The 25,416-nt window shown below is 59.8% G+C and carries 12 protein-coding genes; 7 read left to right on the top strand and 5 right to left on the bottom strand.

Going from position 1 to position 25,416, the window contains the following annotated elements; all coding sequences use genetic code 11:
- Positions 1–71 precede the first annotated feature (71 nt).
- Genes M9Q49_RS15410 through M9Q49_RS15400 form a run of 3 tightly spaced genes read left to right on the top strand, consistent with a single transcriptional unit; the run spans position 72 to position 1,777 of the window.
- Positions 72–764, top strand: coding sequence for a M14 family metallopeptidase (locus tag M9Q49_RS15410; RefSeq protein ID WP_254509693.1), 693 nt, complete (start codon positions 72–74; stop codon positions 762–764).
- Positions 743–1,117: a DUF2817 domain-containing protein gene (locus M9Q49_RS15405; RefSeq protein WP_254509692.1), complete on the top strand. Its 375-nt coding sequence runs from the start codon at positions 743–745 to the stop codon at positions 1,115–1,117. Before M9Q49_RS15410 ends, M9Q49_RS15405 begins: the two co-directional genes overlap by 22 nt.
- A 39-nt stretch (positions 1,118–1,156) precedes the next feature.
- Positions 1,157–1,777 (top strand): hypothetical protein, encoded by a 621-nt coding sequence (locus tag M9Q49_RS15400; protein WP_254509690.1) that lies wholly within the window; start codon positions 1,157–1,159, stop codon positions 1,775–1,777.
- Here M9Q49_RS15400 and M9Q49_RS15395 read toward each other — a convergent pair.
- The 3 genes from M9Q49_RS15395 to M9Q49_RS15385 form a co-directional block, all read right to left on the bottom strand.
- Positions 1,712–3,163 (bottom strand): ArnT family glycosyltransferase, encoded by a 1,452-nt coding sequence (locus tag M9Q49_RS15395; RefSeq protein ID WP_254509688.1) that lies wholly within the window; start codon positions 3,161–3,163, stop codon positions 1,712–1,714. The two genes, M9Q49_RS15400 and M9Q49_RS15395, sit on opposite strands and share 66 nt — an antisense overlap.
- The gene (locus M9Q49_RS15390) at positions 3,163–5,445 is read right to left on the bottom strand and encodes a glutamine amidotransferase (RefSeq protein WP_254509686.1); all 2,283 of its coding nucleotides are present in this window, start codon (positions 5,443–5,445) and stop codon (positions 3,163–3,165) included. The genes M9Q49_RS15395 and M9Q49_RS15390 overlap by 1 nt, the downstream gene beginning before the upstream one ends.
- Positions 5,446–5,753: 308 nt before the next feature.
- Entirely contained in the window at positions 5,754–6,092 is a 339-nt protein-coding gene (locus M9Q49_RS15385; protein ID WP_254509684.1) for a calmodulin-binding protein, read from the bottom strand.
- 308 nt (positions 6,093–6,400) lie between these two features.
- On the opposite strand from M9Q49_RS15385, the gene M9Q49_RS15380 reads away from it, so the two are divergent.
- Positions 6,401–7,432 (top strand): hypothetical protein, encoded by a 1,032-nt coding sequence (locus tag M9Q49_RS15380; RefSeq protein ID WP_254509683.1) that lies wholly within the window; start codon positions 6,401–6,403, stop codon positions 7,430–7,432.
- Positions 7,433–7,814: 382 nt separating this feature from the next.
- Here the strand turns inward: M9Q49_RS15380 and M9Q49_RS15375 are convergent, their stop codons facing one another.
- Both M9Q49_RS15375 and M9Q49_RS15370 read right to left on the bottom strand, forming a co-directional pair.
- Positions 7,815–8,042, bottom strand: coding sequence for a hypothetical protein (locus tag M9Q49_RS15375; RefSeq protein ID WP_254509682.1), 228 nt, complete (start codon positions 8,040–8,042; stop codon positions 7,815–7,817).
- Positions 8,043–8,340: 298 nt separating this feature from the next.
- On the bottom strand, positions 8,341–20,334 hold the full coding sequence (locus M9Q49_RS15370) for a PA14 domain-containing protein (RefSeq protein ID WP_254509681.1): 11,994 nt from the start codon (positions 20,332–20,334) through the stop codon (positions 8,341–8,343).
- Positions 20,335–20,985: 651 nt separating this feature from the next.
- Between M9Q49_RS15370 and M9Q49_RS15365 the strand changes: the two genes are divergently transcribed.
- The 3 genes from M9Q49_RS15365 to M9Q49_RS15355 all read left to right on the top strand — a co-directional run bounded on the left by M9Q49_RS15365 (position 20,986) and on the right by M9Q49_RS15355 (position 25,407).
- The gene (locus tag M9Q49_RS15365) at positions 20,986–23,691 is read left to right on the top strand and encodes a type II and III secretion system protein family protein (RefSeq protein ID WP_254509680.1); all 2,706 of its coding nucleotides are present in this window, start codon (positions 20,986–20,988) and stop codon (positions 23,689–23,691) included.
- A 148-nt stretch (positions 23,692–23,839) separates the two neighbouring features.
- Positions 23,840–24,418, top strand: a complete 579-nt coding sequence (locus M9Q49_RS15360) for a hypothetical protein (protein WP_254509678.1) — start codon at positions 23,840–23,842, stop codon at positions 24,416–24,418.
- Positions 24,419–24,471: 53 nt separating this feature from the next.
- Positions 24,472–25,407 carry a tetratricopeptide repeat protein gene (locus M9Q49_RS15355; RefSeq protein WP_254509677.1) on the top strand — a complete coding sequence of 312 codons (936 nt, stop codon included), beginning with the start codon at positions 24,472–24,474 and terminating at the stop codon, positions 25,405–25,407.
- Positions 25,408–25,416 lie beyond the last annotated feature (9 nt).

The raw sequence follows: 25,416 nt of genomic DNA, 5'->3' as shown, positions 1-25,416 counted from the left end.
TCGGAACCAAACAAATCACTGCCGGGATAAGCCATCAGAAATTTGTTCCGGCCGCCGGTTAAACTGTGGGAATGCTTCCCAGTTCTTACTTCGTTGCCCGCGAAGATTTTCGTACTGCCGCCGATTCACGATCGTGGCAGTGGTCTGCGCTGCCGATTAGCAGTCGTGGACCCGCGAATGAAGAGCTGACGATCGACGTTGCCTGGTCGACCGACCAGCGCGACTTGCCTACGCTGATCATCTCCAGCGGCTTGCATGGTGTGGAAGGCTTCTTTGGCGCGGCGTTGCAAATCGCGCTGCTGCATGCCAACGCGGATTTACGCGGCGTCAGGCTCGTGCTGATTCATGCCCTGAATCCTTATGGCTTTGCCCATGTGCGCCGGTTCGATGCTGACAACATCGATCCGAATCGCAACTTCCTGCTGCCGGGTGAACCGTTCGCCGGAGCGCCGGATGGATATGCCGAGCTCGACGCGCTGCTGAATCCGCGTTCGCCTCAATCTCGCTGGGATTGGTTTCAACTGCGCGCTGCCTATGCAGTGTTGCGCCACGGCATGCCGCGCTTGAAGCAGGCGATTGCTGCTGGTCAGTACGAGTTTCCGCAGGGATTGTTCTTCGGCGGCAAGCAGCCGGGCGAAACGCAGCAGTTGTTACTCGCCCATCTGCCGGACTGGGTTGCCGGTGCGCCGCGGGTGGTTCATTTCGATTTGCACAGCGGCCTCGGTCGGCGGGCACGGCGAAGTTGCTCATCGATTCGCCGCTGACCGTTGCTCAGCAAACGTGGCTCGATCAACATCTGGGTGCCGATTCGCACGAAGCCAGCCATTCGCAAGGCGTGGCCTATCTGGCGCGCGGTGGCCTTGGTCCGTGGTGTTTGGCGCACGGCGGCGTAGACGACTACCTTTTTGCCTGCGCCGAGTTCGGCACCTATCCGCCGCTGCAAGTTCTCGCCGGGTTACGCGCGGAGAATCGTGAGCACCATTGGGGAACGCCCGGCTCGGCGAGTTACGTGCAGGCGAAAGAACGTCTGCGTACGCTATTCGATCCGGGCGAATCCGCGCACTCGATCTTTACCAATTGGGTCGATCGCACACTTTCGGCGTTGCGCGGCAACTGACTGCAGCCGTAACTAGAATGGAGCTAGCAGGAGCGACCGATGGATACACCACACGCAGCCAAAACCGCGCCGCTCAAGGCGGCCAGTCAGTACAGCCTTCGTTCGCTACTCGTTACCATGTTCACCGCGAGCATGGTGCTGGCCTACGTGCGGCTGTTTGGTGACTGGGCGATGATCGCGGCGACGACGGGATTTTTTGCGACGTTGGTGATTGGGATCGCTGTCGGTTGGATTTCGGGGCGACTGGCGTCCACGCTCACTTGGGCCGTGGTCTGCTATGCGCTCATCCTTTGCAGCATGCTCTCGTCGTATCGGCTCGATCAGATCCAAGTCGTGTATTGGCTCACGATCGCTGCACTCATCGGCACGATCGCCGGAGTGGCTCCCGCCGGCCAAATTGGTTATCGCTTGATCTCAGGCTGCGGATTTTGGCTGTTGGCCGGTTCGATCTTGTGGCTGCGTGGCGACTTATCGGAACTCTGGATCGACTGGCTGCTGACTTTGCTCGTCGCAGTCGGCCTGCTGTTGCTCGTCGAAGTAGTCGATCGGCTACAGAAGCAGTATCACACGGCTCTCGATGTTTGGGCCGCGGGGCTAGTCTTTGCCGTGATCGCCGGCAACTTCGGCGCGATCCTGGTTTGGAACTTGTGGTACGTGTGAGCGCAACTCACGCAACCGTAACGCACCAACCGCGGCAATGACCGCAATGATTGGCATGATCGGCGCCCGCATCCGCAGATTGCTCCAGTAGAAAACATGCACGCCGCTAAAGATGGCAACCAGAAAAATACCGAATAGCCAGGGCGAGCGGAGCAACTTCCCGCGCAACTGCCATACGCCAACGAGCGCGAGCGCATAAACCGCGAGGTACCAAACCGCAGTCGCGTAGCGGAGCAGCGTTCGACTGCGCGATTCATCGGCCGTCAAGCGATACGGGAGCGGCGACCAGAACTGACGCACTCGATAGGTCGCAGCAAGCAAGAAGCCGGCGGGATCATCGAGCATCGCCTGCCGCGCCAACTCCCGTTGCTGGATGTCCAAGCCAATCTCGCCGTCAATCGCGGGCGGATTCACCATCTGTCCGGTAGTGGGACTGATCAAACCGCGTCGTTCATCGCGGAATGAAACGCGATACGGTCCCCAGCTAGTTCGCTGCCGCGGATCCCAGGGCAAACCTGTTTTGTCCTCGCGCAAGTACTTGTAGAAGTGCCGATTGTTCGCCAGATAAATCGTGTAACCGCCGTGAGTGGTTGTCAGAATCGGCTTCTTAAACTCCCGATAATTCCGCCAGGCCCACGGGAACATCACGCCGAGACCAAAGACCAGCAAAGCGGCAGCATTGAGCAATCGTAGGCCCCACTGCGCGCTCGCTATCGTTGTGCGCGACGTTCTTTTCTGCCGCGACACCACTCCAGGCTGCAAACAAAAAGCAACCACGGCCGAAATGCCCATCCAAGGCAAGTAGGTCGGTCGGCAGAGTGCTGCGAGGCCGATCGCGCCGCCAGCGAGCGCCGCGTTCCACCAATTGCGATCGAAATCAAATCGAACGAGCAGGCCCCAAGCCACGACCGTGCAAAACGCCGCGAGCGTTTCGGTCATGATCAGCGTTTGCTGATTCAGCAGCAGTGGATCGCAGGCCACCAGCACGCCTGCCAGGTAGCTGGCCCAGCCGAGTTGCAATGCGTGAGCGATGAACCAAGTGACCCAGACAGTCGCGAGTCCCAGACCAAGGTGCAGCAGCGCGATTCTTTCGTAGTGAATGATCTGATCTTTGCCGATGGCCAGATTGCTGAGGATCACTGGATATAGCGGCGGGCGATAGGCGGAAGGCGCAGGATCGCCACTGCGACCAGCCACATCGGCGGGATCGTCGATGCTGAAGCAGGCAAAGCGAACCATGTTGTGCGCGATCAAATGATACGCATCAGGATCGGCCCGCAGTTCATCGAAGCGGGCAATCAGCACGCTGCCGCGAACGATGAGTGTGAATAGCAGCAGCAACAGAATGCCGCGATGCTTCTGCAGCGCTGTCGCGAGCCGGTGCATTAAACCAGCCCCCACTTCTTGCGCAGGAACCAGTCCGTTCCGAGCAGACCGACGAGCAAGCAGAAGAAGAGCCAAGCGTCGCCCGACGTGCTGGCAAGTTGCCATTTTGTCTGACGAATTTCATATTCCTTCTTGCGGTTGCGAATGGCGTCGATCTGCGCTGAGAGTTGTTCCGGCGCGAGCGCTCCACCGCCGTCGTCTTTGGTCCAATCGGCGAGGGCGGCCATCTGAGCGGGATCGGCGGCAGGATTGCTCAATTCGATGTCGCGATCAAAAACCAGAAACTCCGCGCGGGCGTTGCCGAGCTTGCGGTTCTCCCGCGTAGCCGTCAGTTCGACCGCATAATCGCCGGGCGTTTTTACTTCGACGCTGCCGACGTATTGTTCGCCGTCGAGCGACAACCGGATCGGTTGCTTTTGGCCGCCGGGCAAGACGAGTTGCGTATCGAGCGTTGCCGTGGTGATTGCATCGCCGGTGCTGCTCCGCGCGCCAGCCGTGATCTGCACGCGGCTGCCGGGATTGAAACGACGTTGATCGAGCTTGATCCACACGTCATCGCGATCGAGATCGTCGCGGCGAACCAACCACAGAACAATCTGCCGCCAGAACCGCTTGTGCTCTTGCTCGAAGCCATGCATGGGCCAGCGGTAGGTCGATTCGCCGGCAAAGGCCAGCACGCGACCGCGGCCATATTCACCGCTGACCAGCAGCGGATCACCGGCGGGAGATTCGATCAGCACGCGAATGCCCGGCCCGTTCTTCAAGCCATTAAACTTATGCGCCCAGGCGAGCGGCGGGATCTTTTTCCAGAGGGCAGCATTTTGCGTGTCACCGGCCAGCCGCGTGATGGGATGCTGCTGTGGCACCATCGTCACCGGCCCTTCGAGAAAGAAACGCGACAGCTGCGATTCATTCAAGCCGTCGCTTCCTTCGATTGCATTGAATCTGATCGGCAACAGCTGCTCGATAGGCGTGCCGCGATAATGGCCCCAGCCGAAGCTGCCGCGGCCACCGATCATCAGCAGGCCTTTGCCAGCGGCGACGTTGCTCGCCAACTGCTGCATCTGCTGCGGCCCGAGCGCGGCAGCGTCGACTTCGCCGAGGATGTAGGCATCGTACTTGTCGCGCTTCAAGTCTTCGCTCAGGTTGATGGGCCAATTTTTTTTGCCGCGGATATCGAGGATCCGATCGTCGAGATCGATATCGGGCGAGGCATTGATCGCGCGGCGCAGAAACTTCTGCTCGAACCTTTTTTCGCCATCGAGAAACAAAATCCGCAGGCCACCTTCGAGCACCGTCAGATAAGCGCTCAACGCATTGTTCTTGGCCACGAGCTCGCCGTCCTGCAGCGCGGCTTGCATCGTGAGGCGAAAATGGCCGACCTTTTCGGGCGTGATGGGGAAGTCGACTTCAATCGGCTTGATGTCATCGGTGGCGACGATGTCCTTCTTGCCGAGGCTTTGGCGGTTGCCGGATGCGTCTTCCAAAAAGAGTTCGACGGGAATTTTCTTTTGCGCGTAACCACGCACGCGGATCTGCCCTTTGACGACGACTTCGTTTTTTACGAAGACGGTGAATTGTTCATCGAGCCGCTCCACGGCAACATCGCGCGATTGGGCCGCATCGCCCGAAGGGCCGAAGGTGACGGTAAACAGCGGCGCTGCGAAATCGTCGCGAATTTTGCGACCCGCTTCTTGAACTTCGATTTGCGGATCAAAAGCCGTTTGCGCTCCATCGCCGAGCAACACGACAGCGGCCAGCCGTTTGCCTTGCTCGGGGAGCAACGCTTGATAGAGCGAGGTGCCGACGTCGGTCTGTTCGCCGGTCGGCTTCTCGGGGAGTTGCAGCTGACCATTGACGATCTGCCAGGGATGCAAGCGCGAGTCGTAGGTATAGGTGCGTAGCTCGAGATCCGGACCAGGGTTGACGAGCTGCGATTTGACTTTGTCGATGGTCTTTTGCAGGGCCTGCCAGCGAGTCATTTCATCTTTGCCATTCGGCAAGAGCATGCTGCGACTGGTGTCGACCATAACAATCACTACGCTGGACCGCGGCGTTTTGACCGTGGTCAATTTCGTCGGCCGCAGCAGCGCGATCACCACCAGACCGATGATGAGCAATCGCAAGACAGTGAGGACTGCTTTGCGTGGCCAACTCAGTCGACCGTAGCGCGGCCCGAGTGCGAGCAGCGCGATGAGCCCCAACGCGATGAGCGCAACGGCCCAGTAACTCCCGAGAATGGGGTCGGTGGAGAGTTCGGCGGGCGTGGAGTCTGGCGACATCGTCTTTCAGTATATCGTCGTTCACTGGGTAAGACGGACCAATCGTTTGTCCTGCGTGATCAAAAGCCACAACCCCGCTGCCATGCACTTGCTCAGGGTGCGTAGCCGCGGGGTTGTAGTTGCTTGGAGAGTGCGTTGCTCGCTACGAATGAATCTCGGCGAGTGCACTCGATGATTTGTGAAAACCGGCTTAAAGAATGGTTGGGTCAAAAGAGCTACAGCCCCTCACCCCAACCCTCTCCCCGGAGTACCGAGGCGAGGGAGCAGGTCTTTCCCCTCGTCTCTCGCCTCTCGTCCCTCGCCCCTGCTTAGAACACATCCAGAATGAACTGGTGGCCCGAGTGGTACCGGCGTTCTTGCGGGTATTCGTTTTGCCACTGGCGGTTGTAGGTGGGGATCCGCATTTCTTGCGGATAGCGGTAGTACAAGTCTTCGCTGCTGCGATAGTACTCGTTGCCGTAGAAGTTCTGCGGGTAATAGACGTAGGGGTAGTGGTAGAACCGTTCCCAGTCCATGCGGCTGTATTGTCCGCCCCAAGTTCGGCCGTAGGCGCGAGACGTCGGGTATTGGGCCTGGGCTTCGGTCGCCGAGGTCACGACGCCCATCACGCAGGCGCAAGCGAGGGCCAGAAGCAAACGACGGATCATGTATATCCCCCCTGTGAGCAATTCGCTGATTGATTGGCCGCTGCGCTAGGATCGCGACACTGTGGGCCGGCTGTGCGGGAGCCGGCTGCCAGATGTGCCGCGACTGGGTCGAGCTGCCAATGATGTTTCCATCGGCAGGCGGTTCGATCGGCATTGAACGAATATCCGCTACGACCGGCATCTTGAGCAGCTTACGCAGCTTCGCAACGAGGGGAGATTTGCTAGCGAGAGAAGATTTACTGGGCAGCGCGGCTCCGTCGTGCCATATAATTGCGTGCGCTGGGGCCGCTATCTCGGGAGACTTGTTTATGACGGCGAAGCAGTTTGTTCCGCAGCTGATTGCGATCGTCGCCGTTTTTGCGGCTGGCTCGGCCTTTGCGCAAGGGCCGCGCGTGAGCCTCGAAGTGGTCACGGAGCCCGGCCTGCCGCAGGAAGTGATCCGCGAATGGTTGCCGATGCTCGAGAAGGTCGGCTTTAGCGGCGTGCGAGTTCGCGGCGGTCAGGCGAGTGACGGCGCTGGACTGAAGGCGAATGGGACCGGCGCCAATCTGAGCTACGAAGTGACCGGCGTGCTAACCAGCGACAACCGCCTGCGGCTGCCGAACGGCAACTTCGGCCCCGGCAGCTCGGCCAATATCAAGAAGTGGCTCGAGAAACTCCAAGCCGGCGGTGAAGAAGGTTTAAATGCCAAGTCCGGCGCCTTCGGCCTCGTGCCGAAGGAACTGGTTGCCGTGCATGAGGACCTGGCCAAGAAACTCAATTTCACCACGGCTGGCAAAACGACCAAGGAAGTGGTGCAAGGAATCGCCGCCGTCGTCGATTTGAAACTAACGGTCGATCCCGCCGTCCGCGGCCAATTCGGCGATGAAAAAGTCGCCGACGAACTCATCGGCATGTCGGCTGGCACCGCGCTCGCCGCGGCGATTCGCCCACTGGGCCTCGTCATGACACCGATCAAGGTCGGCAACGACGTGCAACTGCGGGTCGTCGATTCGCAAGCCGCCAAGCAAGTCTGGCCCGTTGGCTGGCCGAGCAAATCCAATCCCAAAGAGACCCTGCCCGACTTTTTCAAGTTCCTCAACGTCGAAGTGGTCGACAGGCCGATCGCTGAACCGCTCGAAGCCATCCGCGGCCGGTTGAACGTGCCGATGATCATCGATCAGAACAACCTGGCCAAGCAGCAGATTGATATGGCCACGACGAAGGTCTCGCTGCCGAGAATGAACACATACTACAAAAGCATCCTGGAGAAACTGTTATTCCAGGCGAAGCTGAAGTGCGAGCTGCGCGTCGACGAAGCCGATCGGCCGTTCCTCTGGATCACGACGCTGAAACAGTAACTCGCGCCACGCCGGCGATCAGCAAGTATCAAATCGAGCCAAAGCGCCATCGTTTTGAGACGGTTTTTCTCGGCCGTGCGAGCGCTGCAAAATTCAATGCGCGGCCGAAATTGCTCTAAAGCCAAATCGCATCTTCATTTGCGATTTTGTTGATTGATCGCCAGGAAGTTTGGCACATCAACTGCTTTTTACTTCTCATGTTGAGCCAACTACAGCTCAGAGAGAACTCGCGGCCCGACGCCGCTTTCGAATAGCCAGGGTCCTGGCATTTACCGACTCACTTACCCGGCAACAGGCCGGAGCCAATAAAAACGGCCGGCTGACCTGATGGTCAGCCGGCCGTTGATGTTTCTTGGCCAGGCATAAAGGATGGCGAACGCGTTTAGCGCTTGCCGTCGATCAACCAACGTTCGTCGGTGAGGAACAACTCGCCGGTTTTCAAATCGCGGAGGCCGCGCATCTTGGGAGCAAAGTTATCGGCCCGCTCCATGCGGCGGTTCGAAACGATGAGCCGACGAAACTCGGCAGCATCGACGTAGTGAGTGGCGATTTCCGGTGTGGAGAGGTTCGAGTTCACAAAGCTGTTTTTTGGTTCGAGGGTGGACGGCATGGTTTATTTCCTTTTCTAGCAGCTTCCTGGTCGCCCGACTTTCGCTGCCAAGCATGCGTGACGCATTCGCGTCGCCAACACGGTGAAATTGTAACCGGCCGCTACGCGCCGAGGAAAGTAGGTGAATTGTGCATTTGCGGCAAGTTTCTGCTACGCAATGACTTACTGCGATGGATTTGGCGGGAAACAGCAGCCCAAAAGAGCCAACAACCTGTCGCTAGCAGCCCAGTTTCGATCTGGAACTGCTAGCGTTTTGACGAATACGCCTTGAAGTTCTGATGAAGTTCAGGCGAATGCTCTACGAATTTGGTCCGATACGGACATCGGTTCCCATTCCAAAAGCGTTGAAGTCCGAGGGGGCAACCAAGTTCGAAGAGCCTGCCAGGTCGATCGACTCCCAGTTGAACGTGTCGTCGCCGACACTGCCGATCAGTCTGTCGGTGGCTCCGTCGTGGGTGATGATTCCCAAGCTCGACAGATCCTTGGTTGCGGCCCATTGCGTGAGCAGGGTCAGCAACGCGGCATCGTTATCGGTGGGGTTGCTATAGGTGGCAGCACCGAAGGTGCTGGTGCTGGCCACCGAAGTGAAGCTGGAGTTCTCATTCGCCACTCGGCCACCAATGATCAAATCGTTGCCGCTACCGGCATCGATCTGATCGGCTCCACCGCCGCCGATTAGCACGTCGTTGCCCGAGTTGCCGAGCAACTGATCGTTCCCCTCACCGCCGCTCAGCAGGTCGTTCCCTTCGCCGCCGCCGAGAACATCATTTCCGGCGCCGCCGTAGAGGCGATCGTCGCCGGCTGCACCAGCGATGATGTCGTTTCCTTGTCCGCCGCTAACGTAGTCGTTGCCGCCACCTGCACTGATCTGATCATCGCCGGCGCCGCCGTAGAAGACGTCGTTGCCGTCGAGGCCACTAAGAATGTCGTTGCCACCGATGGCCCCATCTTGCGGATTGGGGTCGCCCGGCAGCGTCGGTGAGTTGTCGCCCCAGATCACATTGTCGCCGCCACCGCCATTGATCTGGTCAGCTCCGGTGCCACCGACGAGGAAGTCGTTGGCGCCCGCGCCCGAGATGTAGTCGTCACCCGCCTCGCCGTAGATTTCAGCTGGGCGATCGACGTTGGCCTGGTTCACGAAGTCGTTTGAAGCACCAGCATACGTCAACGTCTTGCCGGACAGAATCAAGTCCACCACCAGGTTGTTAACTCGCACCCGCACGGCGTTGGGATCGCTGCCGGTCGTAACATTCTTCGAGAAGATGATCGTGTCCGAGCCAGCCGTGCCGCGGACGAAGGTATCGCCCATCTGCACGTTGATCAGCTGGTTGTTGACGATCAGGTTGAGATCTTCGATCTGAGCGTACGACAACGGCTGCAAGCCGGTGGCTCCGACAATTCCAGAGACCGTCGGCAGAATGATCGCCGATGAACCCGGCAGGCCGGACAGATCGAGATTCAAAACGTCGCCGACGGTATCACCCGTCGGAACCGCCGGGCCGGTCGGTTGACCGCCGTTGATGTTGATCGCCGTCGAGGTGCTCGGCCGAATGCCGCGAACGCTGTCGGCCACGGTCAAACCCGTGTTGCTAGCGCCAGTGCCGATGATGCCCGGTCCCGTTTGACCAAAGACATCGTTGCCGTCCGCGCCGTTCGGATTCCCCGGCGCGTCGCCGTTGAGATTGACGATCGCCACACCACTCGACATGCCGGTGGGCGTCGGGCCCGTGCCGCCAGCCTGATCGGAGGTGAACAGCAGGAACTGATCTGCGCCCAGCCAGCCGTTGACGGTGACAAACGACAGATCGCTGACTGGTGTGGTGCGAGTCAACTGCGTATCGATGGTGTCGTTGCCTTGCGTGGCCGTGTAGACCAGCGTATCGACATTGCGGAAGACAACATCGCTCCCCGCGACGCTGTTAATGCCGTCGATTTGATAGTCGCCGCTCGTTGCCGGATTGACGGCTGAGATCAGCACGTTGTCGGCAGTCGTGTCGCCGCTGTCGATGATCGTCAGCGTGTCGTTGTTGGCCGCGATGTTTCCATCCGTACCGTCAACCACAACTTGTCCAGCGATCGAATCGACCGTGTTCAGGACGTTGTAGAGCTGGAATTGATCGTTGCCGGTGCCGCCGATCAGCGTGACGGTGCCCGTGTTACCGCTGGTCGAATGAACGCGAATGATATCCGCGTCCGCATCGCCACTAAGCGTGATGGCCAGCGGATTGCTTTGATTGCTGCCGATGCCAATGAGCTCGAGCGTGTCAGCGCCCGCAGCACCACTCACACCGATGCCCGCACCGACGTTGTTGCCGGTGAGTTCCAGCGGCGTGAAGCCCGCGACCGTGGCCCGGGTGTTGTTGCCGAAGGGGGCGATGCTCATCAGGTTGGCATTTGCATCGCCGAGCAACGTCGCATTGCCCGCGGCAACCGATTGAACCAGTTCCGTGTTGGCAAAGTAGGTGAGCAGTGTTCCGCTCGCGCCCGAAGTGCTTTGCACTTCGCCGCTCGCCATCGGTGTGCCGCTGCCATCGCCAATCGCATAGGTGAAGGCTGCGTTCGCGCCGGTCAGGTTGTAAACAAGCTTGTCGCTGCCAGCTCGGCCGTCGAAGAAGAAGTCCGCAGCGCCAGGGATGTTCGGATTGTTTGGCACACCGGGCACGCTCCCTTGGAAGTCGAGCATGCCGCCCGAATCGCTCACCGTGACGGTGTCGTTGTCGTTGCTGCCGATGTAGGTGAACGACAAAATGCTGGCCATATCTCCTTGGAAGATCAGGCCGACGTCATCGTCATCCGGCACGGCATTCGATCCAGTCCGTTCGACGATGAGCGTCGTGCCCGACTTGCGAATCGAAATTAGGTCGTCGACGTTGGTATTGCCGAACGACGAGGTGTTGGCGTCGAGCACAAGGTCGTAGAGCGTTGCCCCGACCACGTTCACATTTTCGATGCTCGTGTAAGTCACCGGACGATTCGGAGCACCAAAGCTCCAAGAGCCGGAGCCCGGGCTGCCGATCGTCAGCACTGGATTGGTGGTTCCGGTCAGGTCCAGGCTCAGGGTGTCGCCGGGGAACGTCGTCGGCAAGTTGCCGTTCACCGTGAAGGCCGCAGTGCTGGAAGGTTTGACGGTAAACGTGTCGTTGTTGACGTTGCCGTTGAGGAACGCACCGCCCGGAGCAGTGGTCACGCCGCCAGCCGTGGCCGCAGCGCCGGCTGCGTCGGTGGCCGCGGGGCCGACGTCGACGTTGATCGTCACCGTGCTCGAAGACGACAGGTCGCCGTTGAAGACGCCGTTGTCGCCGGCGTTGATCAAGATCAACCCTGCGGCGCTCGAAATCGTCGCGCCGGCAATCGAGGTGATGTCTTGCCCCGCCGAGGCTGCGTCGGTCGTGGTGAGGAACACATCGGTTCCAGCGCCAGTCGCGGTAATGTTCTCCGTCACGGCGATCGAGCCAGTGCCGGTGAGCACAATGTCGCCACCCGTGGCACTCATGCCAACTGCGGTGCTAATGCCACCGATCGTGACATTGCCTGTGTTGTTCAGGAAAATGCCGCCCGTGCCGGCCGTGGCTTCGAGCGCACCAACTTGCAATTCCAAGTCGCCATTGGTCACACCAATGCCACCGCCAGCGGCGGTCGTCGCGAGGACCAATCGGCCTGCTGTGATGTCGAGCACCGCATCGTTGGCGGTATCGATGATCGAACCAGCCGTCGAGGTCAAGAAGACATCGGCCAGGCCGGCGCTGATCGTGCCGATCGGCAGGTCATCGGAAACATCGCGGATGTAAACCGGATTGGTCACTGCGCCCGGCGTGAGCACATTCAAGATCGCCGTGGCTGCGAGCGTCGCGGCGTTGATTTCCAGCGGCAAGGCTTCCGAGGTGCCGATGGTGCTCGTCGCACCGGTCACTTCGAGAATCACTTGAATGGCTCGCACGTCGGCGTTGCCACCAGCGACACTCGTCAAGCTGCCGTTGAGAACACGCAGGTCGAAGACCGTAGTGCCGGTCGCGCCCATCGATGAATCGTTCATCTGTAGGCCGCCAGCGGTATCAAGAATCCAGGCCGAGTTGTTCGTGCCGCCCGCGATATTTGCTTGCAACTGCACGGCGTTGATTTCGAGTCGGTTGGCAGCGCTCGTGCCGATGGTGTGAGCGCCCGTGCTGAGCGAGATGGTCAGCGTGCCTGCGACAATGTCGGCAACGCCAGCATCGGCAGCGCCACTCACGAGGTTGCCGTTGTTCACGGTGATGTTCGTAGCGGCGGTGCCCGAGCTCAGATTTTCAACCGTCACATCGCCAGCCGTGGCGGTGGTGATGGTCACTGCGCCATTGGCTGCCACGACGTTTTGCACGGTCACCGCATTGGTTTCGTCGAAGCGAATCGCTCCCGCGCCGCTCGTCGTACCATTCAGCGTGGCGACCGTGGTATCGAGATCGATGCCGGTAACGGCCGACGCGGTGAGCGTGGCTGCCGACACATCGACATTCGTACCAGCCGTGCTGATCGCGCCGCCGGAGGTCAGCACCACGTTGTTCGGCGTGGTGATCGAACCCGTGTTCGCAAACGCCATGTTGCCGCCGCTGATCGTCACCAGACCCGGCAAGGTCGCACCGGCGGTTACAGCTACTGCACCATTGAAGTTCACTGCATCGTTGCCGTCGCTGCCGTTCACGGTGAAGTTGCCCGTGAGCGTAGCGGCCCCAATGTTGAGCGTGTCGGCGCTGCCGGTGCTCAGGTTCACGACGAGTGCATCGGTCGGCTTGTTGAAGTTGGTATTCGCACCAATCGACGAATCGATCTGCAGCGAAGTGCCGGCCACCAGGTTGGCGAGCGCGATGGTTTCGGCGGCGCCGTTATAAGTAAAGACGCGAGTCGCCGCGGTCAACAAATCGGTGATCGATTCGTTGCCCGTGTAATTCACAATCCGGCCATCGATATTCATCGAGCCGTCGAGATCGGTTGTGTAGGTCTGCGTCACATTCGTAGCCGTTCCGTTCCGCACGCTGAACGTATCGGTGCCGCCACCGCTGTTGAAACTCACACCATTGAGCGCCGGAATCGGCGTCGTGTTGGCGTAGTCGATGATCAGCGTGTCGTTGTCGGTCGTACCGACAAACGCCACGCCATTGGTGCCAGCCTTCGGCACGCTGCTCAGCAGCGCGTTGGTCGCGATGTCGCGAATTTCGATGGTCGTCTGCGCCGCGTTCAAAATCAGCAAGTAACCATCGGCCACGCCGTCTTGAACTGGTGAGTAGGTGAACGTATCGCTGATGTTGAGAATCGCCGTGTCGGTCGCGGTTAGCAAACCATCGCTGACGACCAGACGAATGGTGTGCGCGCCTGGTCCCAGCGGAGTGGCTACACCTTGCAGCACGCTCCACGGAATCGTGGCCGTTTGACTGGCGGTCGTGAAATCGGTGATGCCGTCGTTGTCGAGATCCCAGCGATAGCTCAAGACCGTGCCCGTATCAACGTCGCCCGAACCGACCGCGCTGACGTTCAAGGATTGACCAGCGCCAATCGAATACGGCCCATTGGCTTCCGCGGTTGGCGCATCGTTCACACCGTTGACGGTGATGTTGACAGTGGTTGTCATCCGCGGGTTACCAGTGACATCCAGTTCGCGATAACCGACGTAGCCGTTCTCTTGATTGCCGAAGACGAAGCGAATTGCCGCGACGCCGGTTTGCAAGAATCCTGTCGGCGAGTTGATCGCCGTTTGTCCGTTCGGCGGATTGCCCGGCGCGAACGAAACCGTCGGGATGAAGTCCGTGAAGGTTCCAGGAGAGCCCACGAGCGAATACTGCACCGTGTAGTCTTGGTTGTCGCGGCCATTGTCTTGCCAACCCGCATAGACCGCGATCGACGAGATGTCGTAGCCCAGCGGATACGTCGCGGTGTCGAGGTTGTAAGTCAGCGTCGTGCCGTTGCTGATCGATACCGCCTGCGAAGCGAACGTCGCCAGATTGCCGGCTGCTCCCGCCGGCCCGTACGTGCCGTTGGTCAGGGTGGCTGGATTGCTCGACGTTCCTTCCTGGCCTTGCAGCGTATTGCCGGTGATCACCGGTGTGATGCCGGTGAGCAAATCGTTGTCCAGAACGGTGAATGCCGAAGCGCCGGACTGATTGGTCAGCACTCCCGGCGCTGTTGCGCCACCAACCACATAGGTGAAGGTGTCTTGAGCGGTCTGCCCGACCGGCAAGCTGTTGAACACGCCCTGCTGGTTGTACGTGAAGCTGCCGTTGTCGTTGATCACGACCTGGCCCCCCGCGGTCGTCGTGATGGTTGCGGTGCCGTCTCCCGAAGTCCCGATCACGCCACTGAGGTTCGTGTTGTTGGCGCGAACCACTTCAAAGGCCGGGTTGCCTGGCAACGCATCATTGGCCAGCACGCCCGTTCCGGCCGGCACCGTCAGGTTGATGTCTTCCGTCGCGGTGTAGCGATCAAAGGCGGGATCGGATACGCCGGTGACGGTGACGGTCACCGTGGCCGTCGAGGTCCCACCTTGCGAATCGCGCAGAATGTAATTGAACGTGTCGACCAGCGTCTGACCGTCTTTCAGAACCTGCGCGGCCTGCGATGTGGCTGGGTTGTAGGTGAACGAACCGTTGGCCAGCGGTGTGATCGTGGCGCCATTGGTCGAAATGATGGTCGCCGTATCGACCGAGATCGTATCGCCGATGTCACGGTCGCTATCGTTGGTCATCAAGCCGTTAATAGAGCTATACGAAGCGATACCGCCTGACGCATCGCCGATCAGCTTGAAGCTGCTGTCAAACGCAGTCTTCGTGCCCGGAGCGTAGAAGAACTCGCCGTAGTCGCCGCCGCCGCCTTCGGTGTACATCGCTTCGAACTTATAGTCGCCAGGAGCGAGCGTGGCTTGGCCGAAGACGTCGCCGCAGCAACCACCCTGCGTGACGACGTTGGCATCGTCATTGGGGTCACCGTTGTGATTGAGATCGATGCGAATGCGTGAGTTGTCGTCGCTGAACGTGCCGAAGGTGTAAACCCCGCCCGTCGTCACTCGCAAAATGCCGGTCACATACACCGCATATTGTTCGGTGTTGTTAGCAATGCCTGGCAGGGTGTTGTCGACGTTGAAGTGGCCACCGGGCTGGCCAATGATGTCAGCTTGCGCGATCGTGCCGGTGTAATTCGGCGCGCGAGTGCCGCGAACCGCGTCTGCTCCCGCAAACGTTCCATAGCCTTCGCCCGCTTGTTGGTTGTAGACGAAGACGTTTACGCCGGGCACCAAGTTGGCCGTCACTACCAGCGACGAGTTCTCACTTGTCACGTACGGATTCACGGCATAGCCGGGATCATTGACGGCCACTGGCGCGTCGTTCACGCCCGTGACCGTGATATTCACCGTAGCGGGGAAGTCGGTAATCGCCATGCGGCCGCCGAGGATCGTCCCCGTTTGGTCGCCGATCAGCTTGAATGAACTATCGAAGGCAGTCTTCGAGCCGGGGGCATAGAAGAACTCGCCGTAATCGCCGCCGCCACCTTCGGTGTACATGGCCTCGAACGGATAGTCGCCCACCGCCAGAGTGACCTGACCAAACGAATTCGCACAGCAACCCGACGTCACGATGCTCGGGTCATCCAGAGGATTGCCGTTGCCATTCAAGTCGATACGAATGCGCGAGAAGTCGTCGCTCTGAATGCCGAAGGTATAAACGCCGGCAACCGTTACTCGCAGCACGCCGTTGATGAAGACCGCGTAGTTTTCGGTGTTGTTCGCGGTACCGGGCAGCGTGTTGTTGACGGCGAAGTTGCCGCCCGGCTGACCGATGACATCGGCTTGTTGAATCGTGCCTGAGTAATTCGGTGCGCGGCTGCCGCGCACGAGGTCGGCATTCGCCTCTCCGCCATTGATCGTTTCGCCCGACTGCTGGTTGTAAACCTGCACATTCAGATTCGGGTCAAAGACCAGCTGATTGTCGGTCGCCGTGTAGGTGAACGAATCAATCAACGTTTGACCAGCGCCCAGATTCTGCAGCTTGCTCGAGCCGCTCGGGTTGTAAGTGAACGTGCCATCGTCGTTCATGGTGATCGACGCGCCGAGCGTGGTCAGCGCGGTGGCCGAACCATTCCCCAGCGTGCCAATCGTGCCACTCAGCAAGTTGCCTTGCAGTGTGCGAACTTCCAGCACATCGAGGTTGTCGATGTCGGTGTCATTCACCAACACGCCGTCATCGGCAGTATTGGCGGGAGTCAGATCGCCGATGTTGTCGCGCGGCACGAGCACATCACGATCGGTCGTGACGATGTTTGTGTCTTCGTTGGTCGCGTAGCTGTTGTTCTGCACGATCGTCAGATCGTTCTTGCCGGTGACCGTGATATTCACGTTGCCGACCGTGCTGAGTTTGTTCGTCGCGGCATTGTCCGTCACCGTGTAGGTGAACGTATCCGTTGCGACCTGACCGTTCTGCAACGCCTGCACCTTCGAACCCGCTTGGTTCGGATCGTAGGTGAAGCTGCCATCGGCATTGAGCGTCACTTTCGCGCCCAGCGTGCTGAAGCCGGTGAGGCCGCCGCCATTCAATTGCGTGACGGTCAGATTCTGCGCAGCATTGCCGTTGGCAATTTCTTCGTCGGTGTCATTCCCCAGCAGACCGGTCGGCACGAAGGCAGAGATCGAGGCAATACCGCCGGAAGCGTCGCCGATCAGTTTGAATGAGCTATCGAAGGCAGTCTTTGAGCCTGGGGCATAGAAGAACTCGCCGTAGTCACCACCACCACCTTCGGTGTACATGGCTTCAAACGGATAGTCGCCGACGGCCAGCGTGACCGGTGCGCCGATGTTATCGGTGCAGCAGTTGGGCAAAAATGCAACGTCTTCGGTGCCGTCGGTGGCAATCGTGCCGTTCTTGTTGAGATCGATGCGAATCCGCGAGGCGTCGTCGCTGTTCACACCAAAGGTGTAGGTGCCAGCCGTGTTCACGCGCAACGTGCCCGTGATCAGCACACCATAGTTGTCGCCGCCAGTGCCAGGGAAAGCACTGCCGCCCACGAAGTGAGGGCTACCACCGTTGCCGATGAAGTCGGCAACCAGCACCGTGCCCGTATTCGACGGCACGCCAGTCCGCGCCGCGTCGATACTGGCGATCCCGGCGTTGGTCCCTTGAAACACCGCGACATTCATACCCGGCACGGGTGTGATGACCGGAATATTCAGCGCCGTGTCTTCGTTGGTCGTGTACGTGTCGGTGTTTGCAACCGGCGCTGTATTCACGCCGTTAATCGTGAAGTTCACCGTGCCGCTGATTTCGTTAGGAGCGGTTTGTGTGGTGGCCAGGCCGCCATTGTCGGTATCACCGACGAGGTGCCAGGTGTTCGTCGCGGCGAATGAAGTGAACGCGCCGGGAGCTCCGTAGAACTCGAGATTTGCACCGCCGTTCCCTTCCCAGTTCACCAGATTCAAATCGTAATAACCTGGCGCCGAGAAATTAAACACGCCGAAGGTATCGACCGAGCCACGGCCCGTCGATCGACGCAGGCGAGGAGCGGCAGTGCCCGTGGTGCTCGTGCCATCGTTGTCGCCAGCGACGGTCGTCAAGTTGACGGTCCCCGGACCGCCCGAGAACGTCAAACCGAATCCGTCATCGCTGTTGACCGAGAAGGTGTAGTCACCAGCCGACGGAATGAAGATCTTGCCCGTCACTTCGATGACGAAGTTGTCTTGATCACCAGCGCCCAGGCCCGGCACATTGGTTTCGTCATCCATCGGCGAGGCGGTGCCAGCGCCATTGAACTGCCCGGCAGCGCCGGTGTTCAAAAAGTTCACGGTCGAGCGCGGGCCGTTGAATTTTTCGTTCGGTCGCGCGCCGGCGAGAAACGCATCGGTGCCCGCCAGGTCACCCGCGCCAGACGGTTGATAAACCTTCACGGTCAGGCCCGGGGCCAGGCTGCCGTCGGTCACCGTGTAGTTAAACGTATCGGTGGTCGAGTCACCGGTGCTCAGCGCTTGCAGTGTCTTGGAGGTCGTTGGATCGTAGGAGAACGTGCCGTCGTCGTTGATCTTGACCGTGGCGCCCTTGGCCGTGGTGAACGTCGTAAAGCCATCGCCCAGCGTACCAACGTTGCCCGACAACTTGGCGCCGTTGGCGGTGTAAACCTGCAGCGTATCGTTCACGTCAACGTCGGTGTCATTCACCAGCACGCCGTCGTCGGTGGTCGCCGGCGTCAGGTCGCCGATGTTGTTGCGCGGCGAAGCCTTGTCGTAGTCGGTCAGATTCAGCTTGGTGTTTTCGTCGGTCACATACGAATCGGTCTTGGTCGTCGGCAAATCATTCCGACCGGTGACCGTAACGCTTGCCGTGCCCGTAGTCGTCAGCGCGCCGCCGGGAGCGTTGTCCGAAACCGTGTAGGTAAACGTGTCGACCGCCACTTGGCCAGCCGCGAGACCTTGCACTGCCGATCCCGGCTGATTGGGATCGTACGAGAAGCTTCCATTGGCATTCATGGTCACCTTGGCGCCCATCGAGCTGAAGCCCGTCAGGCCGCCGGTGCCGCTGACTTGAGTGACCGTGAGACTTTGCGTGGCGTTGCCATTGCTGGCTTCTTCATCGGTGTCGTTCCCGAGCACGCCAGGTCGCGTGATGCTGGAGAATGACGAGATGCCGCCCGAAGAATCGCCGAGCAGTTTGAACGCTGGATCAAAGGCTGCGAACGAACCGGGCGCGTAGAAGAACTCGCCGTAGTCGCCGCCACCACCTTCGGTGTACATCGCTTCGAACGGATAGTCGCCCGCGGCCAACGAGACTGGCGTGCCGAATTGGTCGGAGCAGCAACCGGTGTGCTGCGCCACCGTGGTTAGCCCGGCGCCCATGTTGATGCGAATTCGGGAATTGTCATCCGAATTCACGCCAAAGGTATAAGTGCCGCTGGTCGCGACCCGCAGTGTGCCAGTCAGATACACCGCATAGTTGTCGCCGCCAGTCCCTGCAAACGTACTGCCGCCGGCAAAGTGCGGGCTACCACCGTTGCCCAGGAAGTCGGCTTGCAGCACCGTGCCCGTTTGATTCGGCAATCGGCCCACAGTGTTGCGAACAGCATCGGCGCCCGCCATGGTTCCATAGCCCGTTTCAGCGCCTTGCTGGTTATAAACGGCAACGTTCATCCCCGGCACTTCGAGCAACACCGGCACCGAGATCGCTGTATCTTCGTTGGTGGCGTAAGTATCCGGATTTGCCACTGGCGCGCCGTTCACACCGGTGACGTTGATATTCACAATCGCCGAGTCGGTCGATGTCGCCGGCGAAATTGCACGGATGCCATTTGCATCGAACGTATCGCCTACTAACCGCCACTGAGCACCTGCCGTTTGCGCTGCGGCAAACGTGCCAGCCGTCGTAAAGTCGCCGCGGGCTGCGAACATTTCTACCGACGAACCACCGCCACCTTCCCAGTTCACCAGGCGGAGCGGATACAAGCCGGCCGTCGGAAAATCCCACACGCCAAACGTGTCGGTCGCGCCACGGCCATTGAAGAAAATCTGGCGTCCACTCACGCCGAGCGTGCTCGCGCCATCGAGGGCGCCAAAGGTATTCAGCAAGTTCGCGCCCGTGATCGACAAACCAAAGCCATCGTCGCTGTTCACGGCGAAGGTGTAGCGGCCAGCGGCCGGAATCCAAATTGAAGTCGTGGCTTCGACTACGTAGTTGTCTTGATCGCCGGCAGGCAAACCGGGCACGGTGGTTTCGTCATCGAGGGGCGAAGCGCCGCCTGCACCAATGAAGTGCGATTGCCCCACATCGGTCTGGAAGAAATTGACCACCGGCCTCGTCGCGGTGTTCATTGGTGCTGGATTGCCAGCCAGGAACGAATCAACCGCGCCGAGATTGCCAGTGCCTTGCAAGTAAGTCTTAACAAGGAAGCCTTCGGTCACCGGCCCTTCGCTCACGGCATAGGCAAATGTGTCGGACTGGTTTTGCGAGTTCCCCAGCGCTTGCAGCGAGGTGCTCGTCGTGGGGTTGTAGGAAAATGTCCCCCCCGGAGCCACGCTCACCGCTGCTCCTTGAACGCTGGTTGACGTGAATGCGACAACGGTCAAGTTGGTTCCCGTGTCATTCGTCAGCAAACTGGTCGTCGCTGGCGAAACCGTCGTCAGGATCGTGTTTTCATTGGTCGTGCCCGCGTCATTAATGGCATCGGCTGCCATTAGATTTCGCTCTTCGAGCGATTCGAAGAAGACGCGGCGACGGCGATCGCGATTCGCTTTTTGGCTTTGCTGAACGGACTTTTTCGAGGAGAGAGCCAAACGATCGCGCAGGGAAATACGCATCGACAAATCCTGGAGAGAGCAATGGATTGGGGGAGAGATCGAGGCCCGGCAAAATCGCTACAAAATGCCGTAGTCGGGGCTGATTGTAGCTGTCACTAGTGTAATTGCTACAGCATCACGTGTATTTATGCGAGTTTTTTGTAAAAAAGTCCGAGATTTTCACTAACCGGTGCCAGGAACTGCCGCCCCCCCACAAGTAGTTGCCTAGGTCGCTCGCGATAGCCTAGTTTCCGCCGCCGACATACTGTCGCTGCCCTATTGGAGGGGTGTGTGGTCGGTCTCAAAATCCGCACAGGCGGTACGACCGTAGCTACCCGCGTTTTCGTTACCGAAGGAATTACCGGCACATTTTCTCAACTGCCAAGTGCCGCCGATTCGATAGGAATTGGGCAGGGAGTAGGCTGCCCGCGTTGGGGCATGAAATGTACTGACGCAGCTGCCTGGCAACTCGTGATTGGCTTACATGGCCGTCGTCGCAGGATTGGTGCGATGCGGTTGACTGATGAACTCCTTGCAACCCGCAGCTGTTCCGCTGGTATCTCAGCGAGACATCTGCACCTGTCCGATTTTGAGGAATCAGCCGCCTGCCACTGGGAATGTTGGTCCTTGGACTGACATTCAGCAGGCGAACAACTTAGGAGGGGGGAGACGATGCTTGAGTCGTCACATGGTCGGCGTGCGCGGGTTGCTCGGCGCTGGCAACGGCTGGCCACGGCTACTCTTTGTGCGGCCAGTTTTCTCACCGGCGATTTGCTCTTCGGGCAACAACCTGCCTATCCGCGGCAACAGCTGAGTGGCGCTAGGCCGCAGCTGCAGCGGGTAGAGATCGATGCCGCTCCGCTGGCCGCGAAGCCGGGTGTGGAAGCCAAGCCGGCGGAACAGAAGAACGATGGGCTCGCGCCGATCGTATCTTCGGCCAACGTGCCCCGGCCGTCGCGCAACAAGCCGGCCGCCGCTCCCGCGCAGTCACCGGCAGTGAACCAGGCTGCGATGCCTGCCAGCGACACAATCCAAAATGACGGCTTGGCTCTCGAAGCCATTCTCGCCCGGTCGGTAGAGAACAAAAAGGTCGAACCAGTTCGGCCTGCTGCGACCACAGGTTTGCCGCCGGGTGCTCCGGCGAGCACGGGGCCTTGGATGCAGGATATTCGGGAGATGATCCGCAGCACGCCGTCGCCCAATGGGGCGCGGAATGCGGTTCAGCCAGCTGCGAACAATGCTGCTTCGCTGAATAAGAATGTCGCGAAGCAGGTTCAGTACGAACAGCCTGCGATGCCTGCCGGACCGCCCAAGGAATTGATTGCCACGCCGATCGGTGGCGCTCAGTCGGCCTTCGCGCCGATTGCAGCCGTGCCGCCGGCTCCGGCTGCGTCGACTCCGTTGCCGCCGTTGCCTGCCGAGATTCAGGCGATGACGCCGCCTGCGGCTTATAGCCAGCCGGCGTTTAGTCCGCCTTCGTTCACGCCTCCGGCTCCTGCGCCGGAAGTGCGGCCGATCGCGCTGCCGGTTCAGCAGTTGGCACCGGCTCCTGCTCCGCAGCAGGCTGTGCTTGCAACTTCGCAGCCGATTTCCCAGCCGAGCGCGCAACCAGCTGCTCCCGCAGTTGCTGCCAAGCCGAAGAAGCTGCAGCATTTGGCGCCGATGAATCCGCAGTACGAAGCGGCAGCTCAGGCTCGCGGCATCGCTCAAGTGCGAGCCGAGAACGCGTTGCCGCCGCTGTCGCCGCCGGGGCAGTTCAACGATTCGCAGCTGACTCCCGCGCCCTCGTATGAACCGGTCGCGCCGGCTCAGCAGCGGCTGCAAGGTCATCCGGTCAACCTGGTGCAACAGCCGGGTGCGTTGCAGCCACCGCCGGCGACCACGCCTGGTCAACAGCCTGTTGATCCGCGGGTCGATGCGATGGCCCGCGCTGGCAGCCCGTTCGAAGTGATCGATGAAACCGGCGCGGTGCAGGTCATGGTTCGTCGCAGCAAGCTGCTTCGCACTAAGGTCGACATCTACCGCACGGCAGTCGTCGACGACTCGATCTGCGAGATCGTGCAGTTCACGCCGCGTGAAGTTTCGATCATCGGCAAGAGCCAGGGTTCGACGCACGTCACCTTCTGGTTCGACGATCCGGCGATGCAGCCGATCACGTATGTGATTCAGGTTGTTCCGGACGTGGCTGCGGTCGTACAGCAAGAGAATACTTACAAAATGCTGCAGGATGTCATCAATGAGATGTTTCCTGATAGCAAGATACAATTGATGATTGTGGCCGATAAACTGATCCTCCGCGGCCAGGCCAAGGACAGCGAAGAAGCTGCTCAGATCGTCGCGCTCGTTCGCAGCCAGACCGGTGGTTTGTCGCAAGGAGCGAATGCGGGCGGCATGGGTGGCGGCCTCAGCGAAGGTGCTGCCGCTCAAGTGCTGAGCGACTCGGCGACTGGTTCTTCTCAACGCTCGCGGTTGCAAGTCATCAACATGATTCGCGTGCCGGGCGTGCAACAAGTCGCGCTGCGGGTGAAGATCGCGGAAATGAATCGCTCGGCCGCTCGCGGCTTCGGCGTCGACGTGAAGGGTCACATCAACTTCACGGACAACACCGATGGCAGCCAGATGTTCCTGCAGTCGATGCTCAACGTCGCTGCCGGTGCTGGTCCTGCCCTGCTCACGCAAGTCGACGGCGACGATATTCAACTCGGTGTGCGTTACCTGCAATCGCATGGCATCATCCGTCTGCTCAGCGAGCCGACGCTGGTGACGATGAGCGGTACGCCGGCCACATTCATCGCCGGTGGTGAGTTCGCGGTGCCGACAATCGTCGGTTCTGCAGGCCTAAATGCGGTCACAACCGACTTCCGCGCCTTCGGTGCGATCATCAGCTTCATGCCGACGGTGATCGATAAGGATCGCATCCGCCTGCAAGTGTCGCCTGAATTCAGCCAGATCAACTCGGCTCTCACGGTCGGCGGCACGCCTGGCCTGAAGGTGCGAGCCGCGACGACGACTGTCGAAATGCGAGAAGGTCAAACGCTGGCGATCGCCGGTTTGCTGGAAGACAATATGAACGGCACGAACGTCGGTGACCTGCCGTTCCTGTCGCGAGTCTTCGGCCGCCGCGACATGAGCCGCAACGAAACGGAACTGCTCATCCTGGTTGCTCCGGAACTGGTGCATGCGATGGAAGCCGAAGAGGTTCCGCCGCTGCCTGGCTTCGATGTAACCGAACCGACGAGTGCCCAGTTCTTCCTGCACGGCCGGTTGGAAGGGAATCCGACCCAGGATTACCGCAGCACGGTCTGGCCGCGTCTGAAGAAACGCTACGGAGCCGGCGGCCCGGCGATGACGAGCGGACCTTTCGGTCACGGACAGTAAGACAGGAAGTTCTGAGTTTTGAGTTCTGAGTTCTGAGACAAAAAAGTTCTCAGAACTCAGCCATCACTCAGAAAGACACTTACTCCTGTCTCAGAACTCCAAATTTAAAACTCAGAACTACCTCACTCCAACCCGCCGAGTGATTCCCATGAAACACACGATACTCATCCTCAGCTTGATCGCAGCTTCGCTCTCCGGCTGTGCCTGGAACGACTTTGATCAGTGTGGTGGCAACCAGCGAGTGATGCACGGCAATCACCAGTCGCAGAAGTGGGCACGCAAGTACGGTGCGCCGCACGACCGGCCGTTCCCGATCGGCCAGGTGAGCGATTCGTTCTGGGAAACCCAGCAAACGAACGCCGAAGCGGCCGACTTCACGTTCTACGACCACGAGTTCCGCGGCGACACGGCTGAACTCGGCCCGGGCGCCAAGCGACACCTCGAGATGGTGGCGATGCGACTGGAACACGCGCCGTTCCCGATCGTGATCGAACAAAGCCAATACAACGCCAAGCCGCAACTCGACGCCGCCCGCCGGCAAACGATCGTGATGCACCTGAACCGCATGGGCGTGACGAACGCCGACGAGCGAGTGGTGGTCGCGGGCGCCTTCGCGGAAGGCTTCACGGCGATCGAGGGAGAACGCGCCTACTACAACGGCATCCTCGGCAACAGCGGCGGCGGCGCTGGCCGCCGCTTCGGCGGCACCGGCGGCGTCTATCGGTAGTCAAACGGAAGCGGTTTTGCGGTTCTGCTCAAACCAAAGAACGGATTCTTCATATGCAACGCAAATTCCTTCACGACCTGAAGTGGCTGATCGTTCTCGCCGTGGCAGCGACCAGCACCGGCTGTGCCGGCATGCCAGGCCGCGATTGGTTCACCAGTTGGAAGCCTAGCTTGCCTTCGCCCGGCGCAACCGTTGCTAAGGAAGAGAAGATCGCCAAGGCCAAAGATGCCAAGGTCGAAGAAAATACGGTCGCGATGGAAATCGCCCGCGGCCGCAACTTTGAAAAGGGTGGTCAACTCGACAAGGCCCGCAAGGTGTATGAAGACCTGCGGAAGAAGCATCCGGAAAACTACGTCATTGCCCATCGCTTGGGCGTTGTCGCCGATTCGGAACGCCGCCACGGCGAAGCCGAGCAGCTGTTCATGTTTGCTCTCGAACGTCAGCCAAACGACGCTCAGATCATCAACGATCTCGGCTACTGCTACTACCTGCAAGGAAAGCTGACGCAAGCCGAGCCCTATGCCCGGCGGGCAGTCGCTTTGCAACCAGCCAACTCGCGGTTCCGCAATAACCTCGGTTTGGTCCTCGGTCACATGGGCAACGTCAAAGAAGCCCTGGTTGAATTCCGCGCTGCCGGCAACGAAGCCGATGCCATGTTCAACATGGCGTTCATCTATGCTTCGCAAGACCGAACGGACGATTCGAAGGCTTGCTTCCGCTATGCCCTCGCCATCGATCCGACTCACCGTCGTGCTCGCGAAGCTTTGGCGTCGTTCGAAGAATACGAAAACAAGCCCGCCGCGCTGCGTGATCAAGAAATGGATCTCGCCGAAAATGGCGGCCGCTGGGTGCCGTATCAAGAAGGCGGCAGCGTGCAACAAGCCTCGGCCACCGCACCTCTGCCGCAAGGCCGCGATGCCGGTAAGGCCACTCGCGCCTTGCAAATGCAAGCGAAAGCCGTGCAATCGCAGAACTCGGCAGCCCAGTAGTTAGGCATT

It is taken from the genome of Anatilimnocola floriformis (assembly GCF_024256385.1).
Lineage (GTDB): Bacteria > Planctomycetota > Planctomycetia > Pirellulales > Pirellulaceae > Anatilimnocola > Anatilimnocola floriformis.
Note: the sequence above shows the minus strand (reverse complement) of the source record. Positions and strands in the feature narration are given on the sequence as shown.

Bases quoted from the DNA above. Each gene is read 5' to 3' on its own strand.
- M9Q49_RS15390 (WP_254509686.1), bottom strand. From the start codon at position 5,445: ATGTCGCCAGACTCCACGCCCGCCGAACTCTCCACCGACCCCATTCTC.
- M9Q49_RS15370 (WP_254509681.1), bottom strand. From the start codon at position 20,334: ATGCGTATTTCCCTGCGCGATCGTTTGGCTCTCTCCTCGAAAAAGTCC.
- M9Q49_RS15355 (WP_254509677.1), top strand. From the start codon at position 24,472: ATGCAACGCAAATTCCTTCACGACCTGAAGTGGCTGATCGTTCTCGCC.
- M9Q49_RS15375 (WP_254509682.1), bottom strand. From the start codon at position 8,042: ATGCCGTCCACCCTCGAACCAAAAAACAGCTTTGTGAACTCGAACCTC.
- M9Q49_RS15400 (WP_254509690.1), top strand. From the start codon at position 1,157: ATGGATACACCACACGCAGCCAAAACCGCGCCGCTCAAGGCGGCCAGT.
- M9Q49_RS15410 (WP_254509693.1), top strand. From the start codon at position 72: ATGCTTCCCAGTTCTTACTTCGTTGCCCGCGAAGATTTTCGTACTGCC.
- M9Q49_RS15365 (WP_254509680.1), top strand. From the start codon at position 20,986: ATGCTTGAGTCGTCACATGGTCGGCGTGCGCGGGTTGCTCGGCGCTGG.
- M9Q49_RS15360 (WP_254509678.1), top strand. From the start codon at position 23,840: ATGAAACACACGATACTCATCCTCAGCTTGATCGCAGCTTCGCTCTCC.
- M9Q49_RS15385 (WP_254509684.1), bottom strand. From the start codon at position 6,092: ATGATCCGTCGTTTGCTTCTGGCCCTCGCTTGCGCCTGCGTGATGGGC.
- M9Q49_RS15380 (WP_254509683.1), top strand. From the start codon at position 6,401: ATGACGGCGAAGCAGTTTGTTCCGCAGCTGATTGCGATCGTCGCCGTT.
- M9Q49_RS15395 (WP_254509688.1), bottom strand. From the start codon at position 3,163: ATGCACCGGCTCGCGACAGCGCTGCAGAAGCATCGCGGCATTCTGTTG.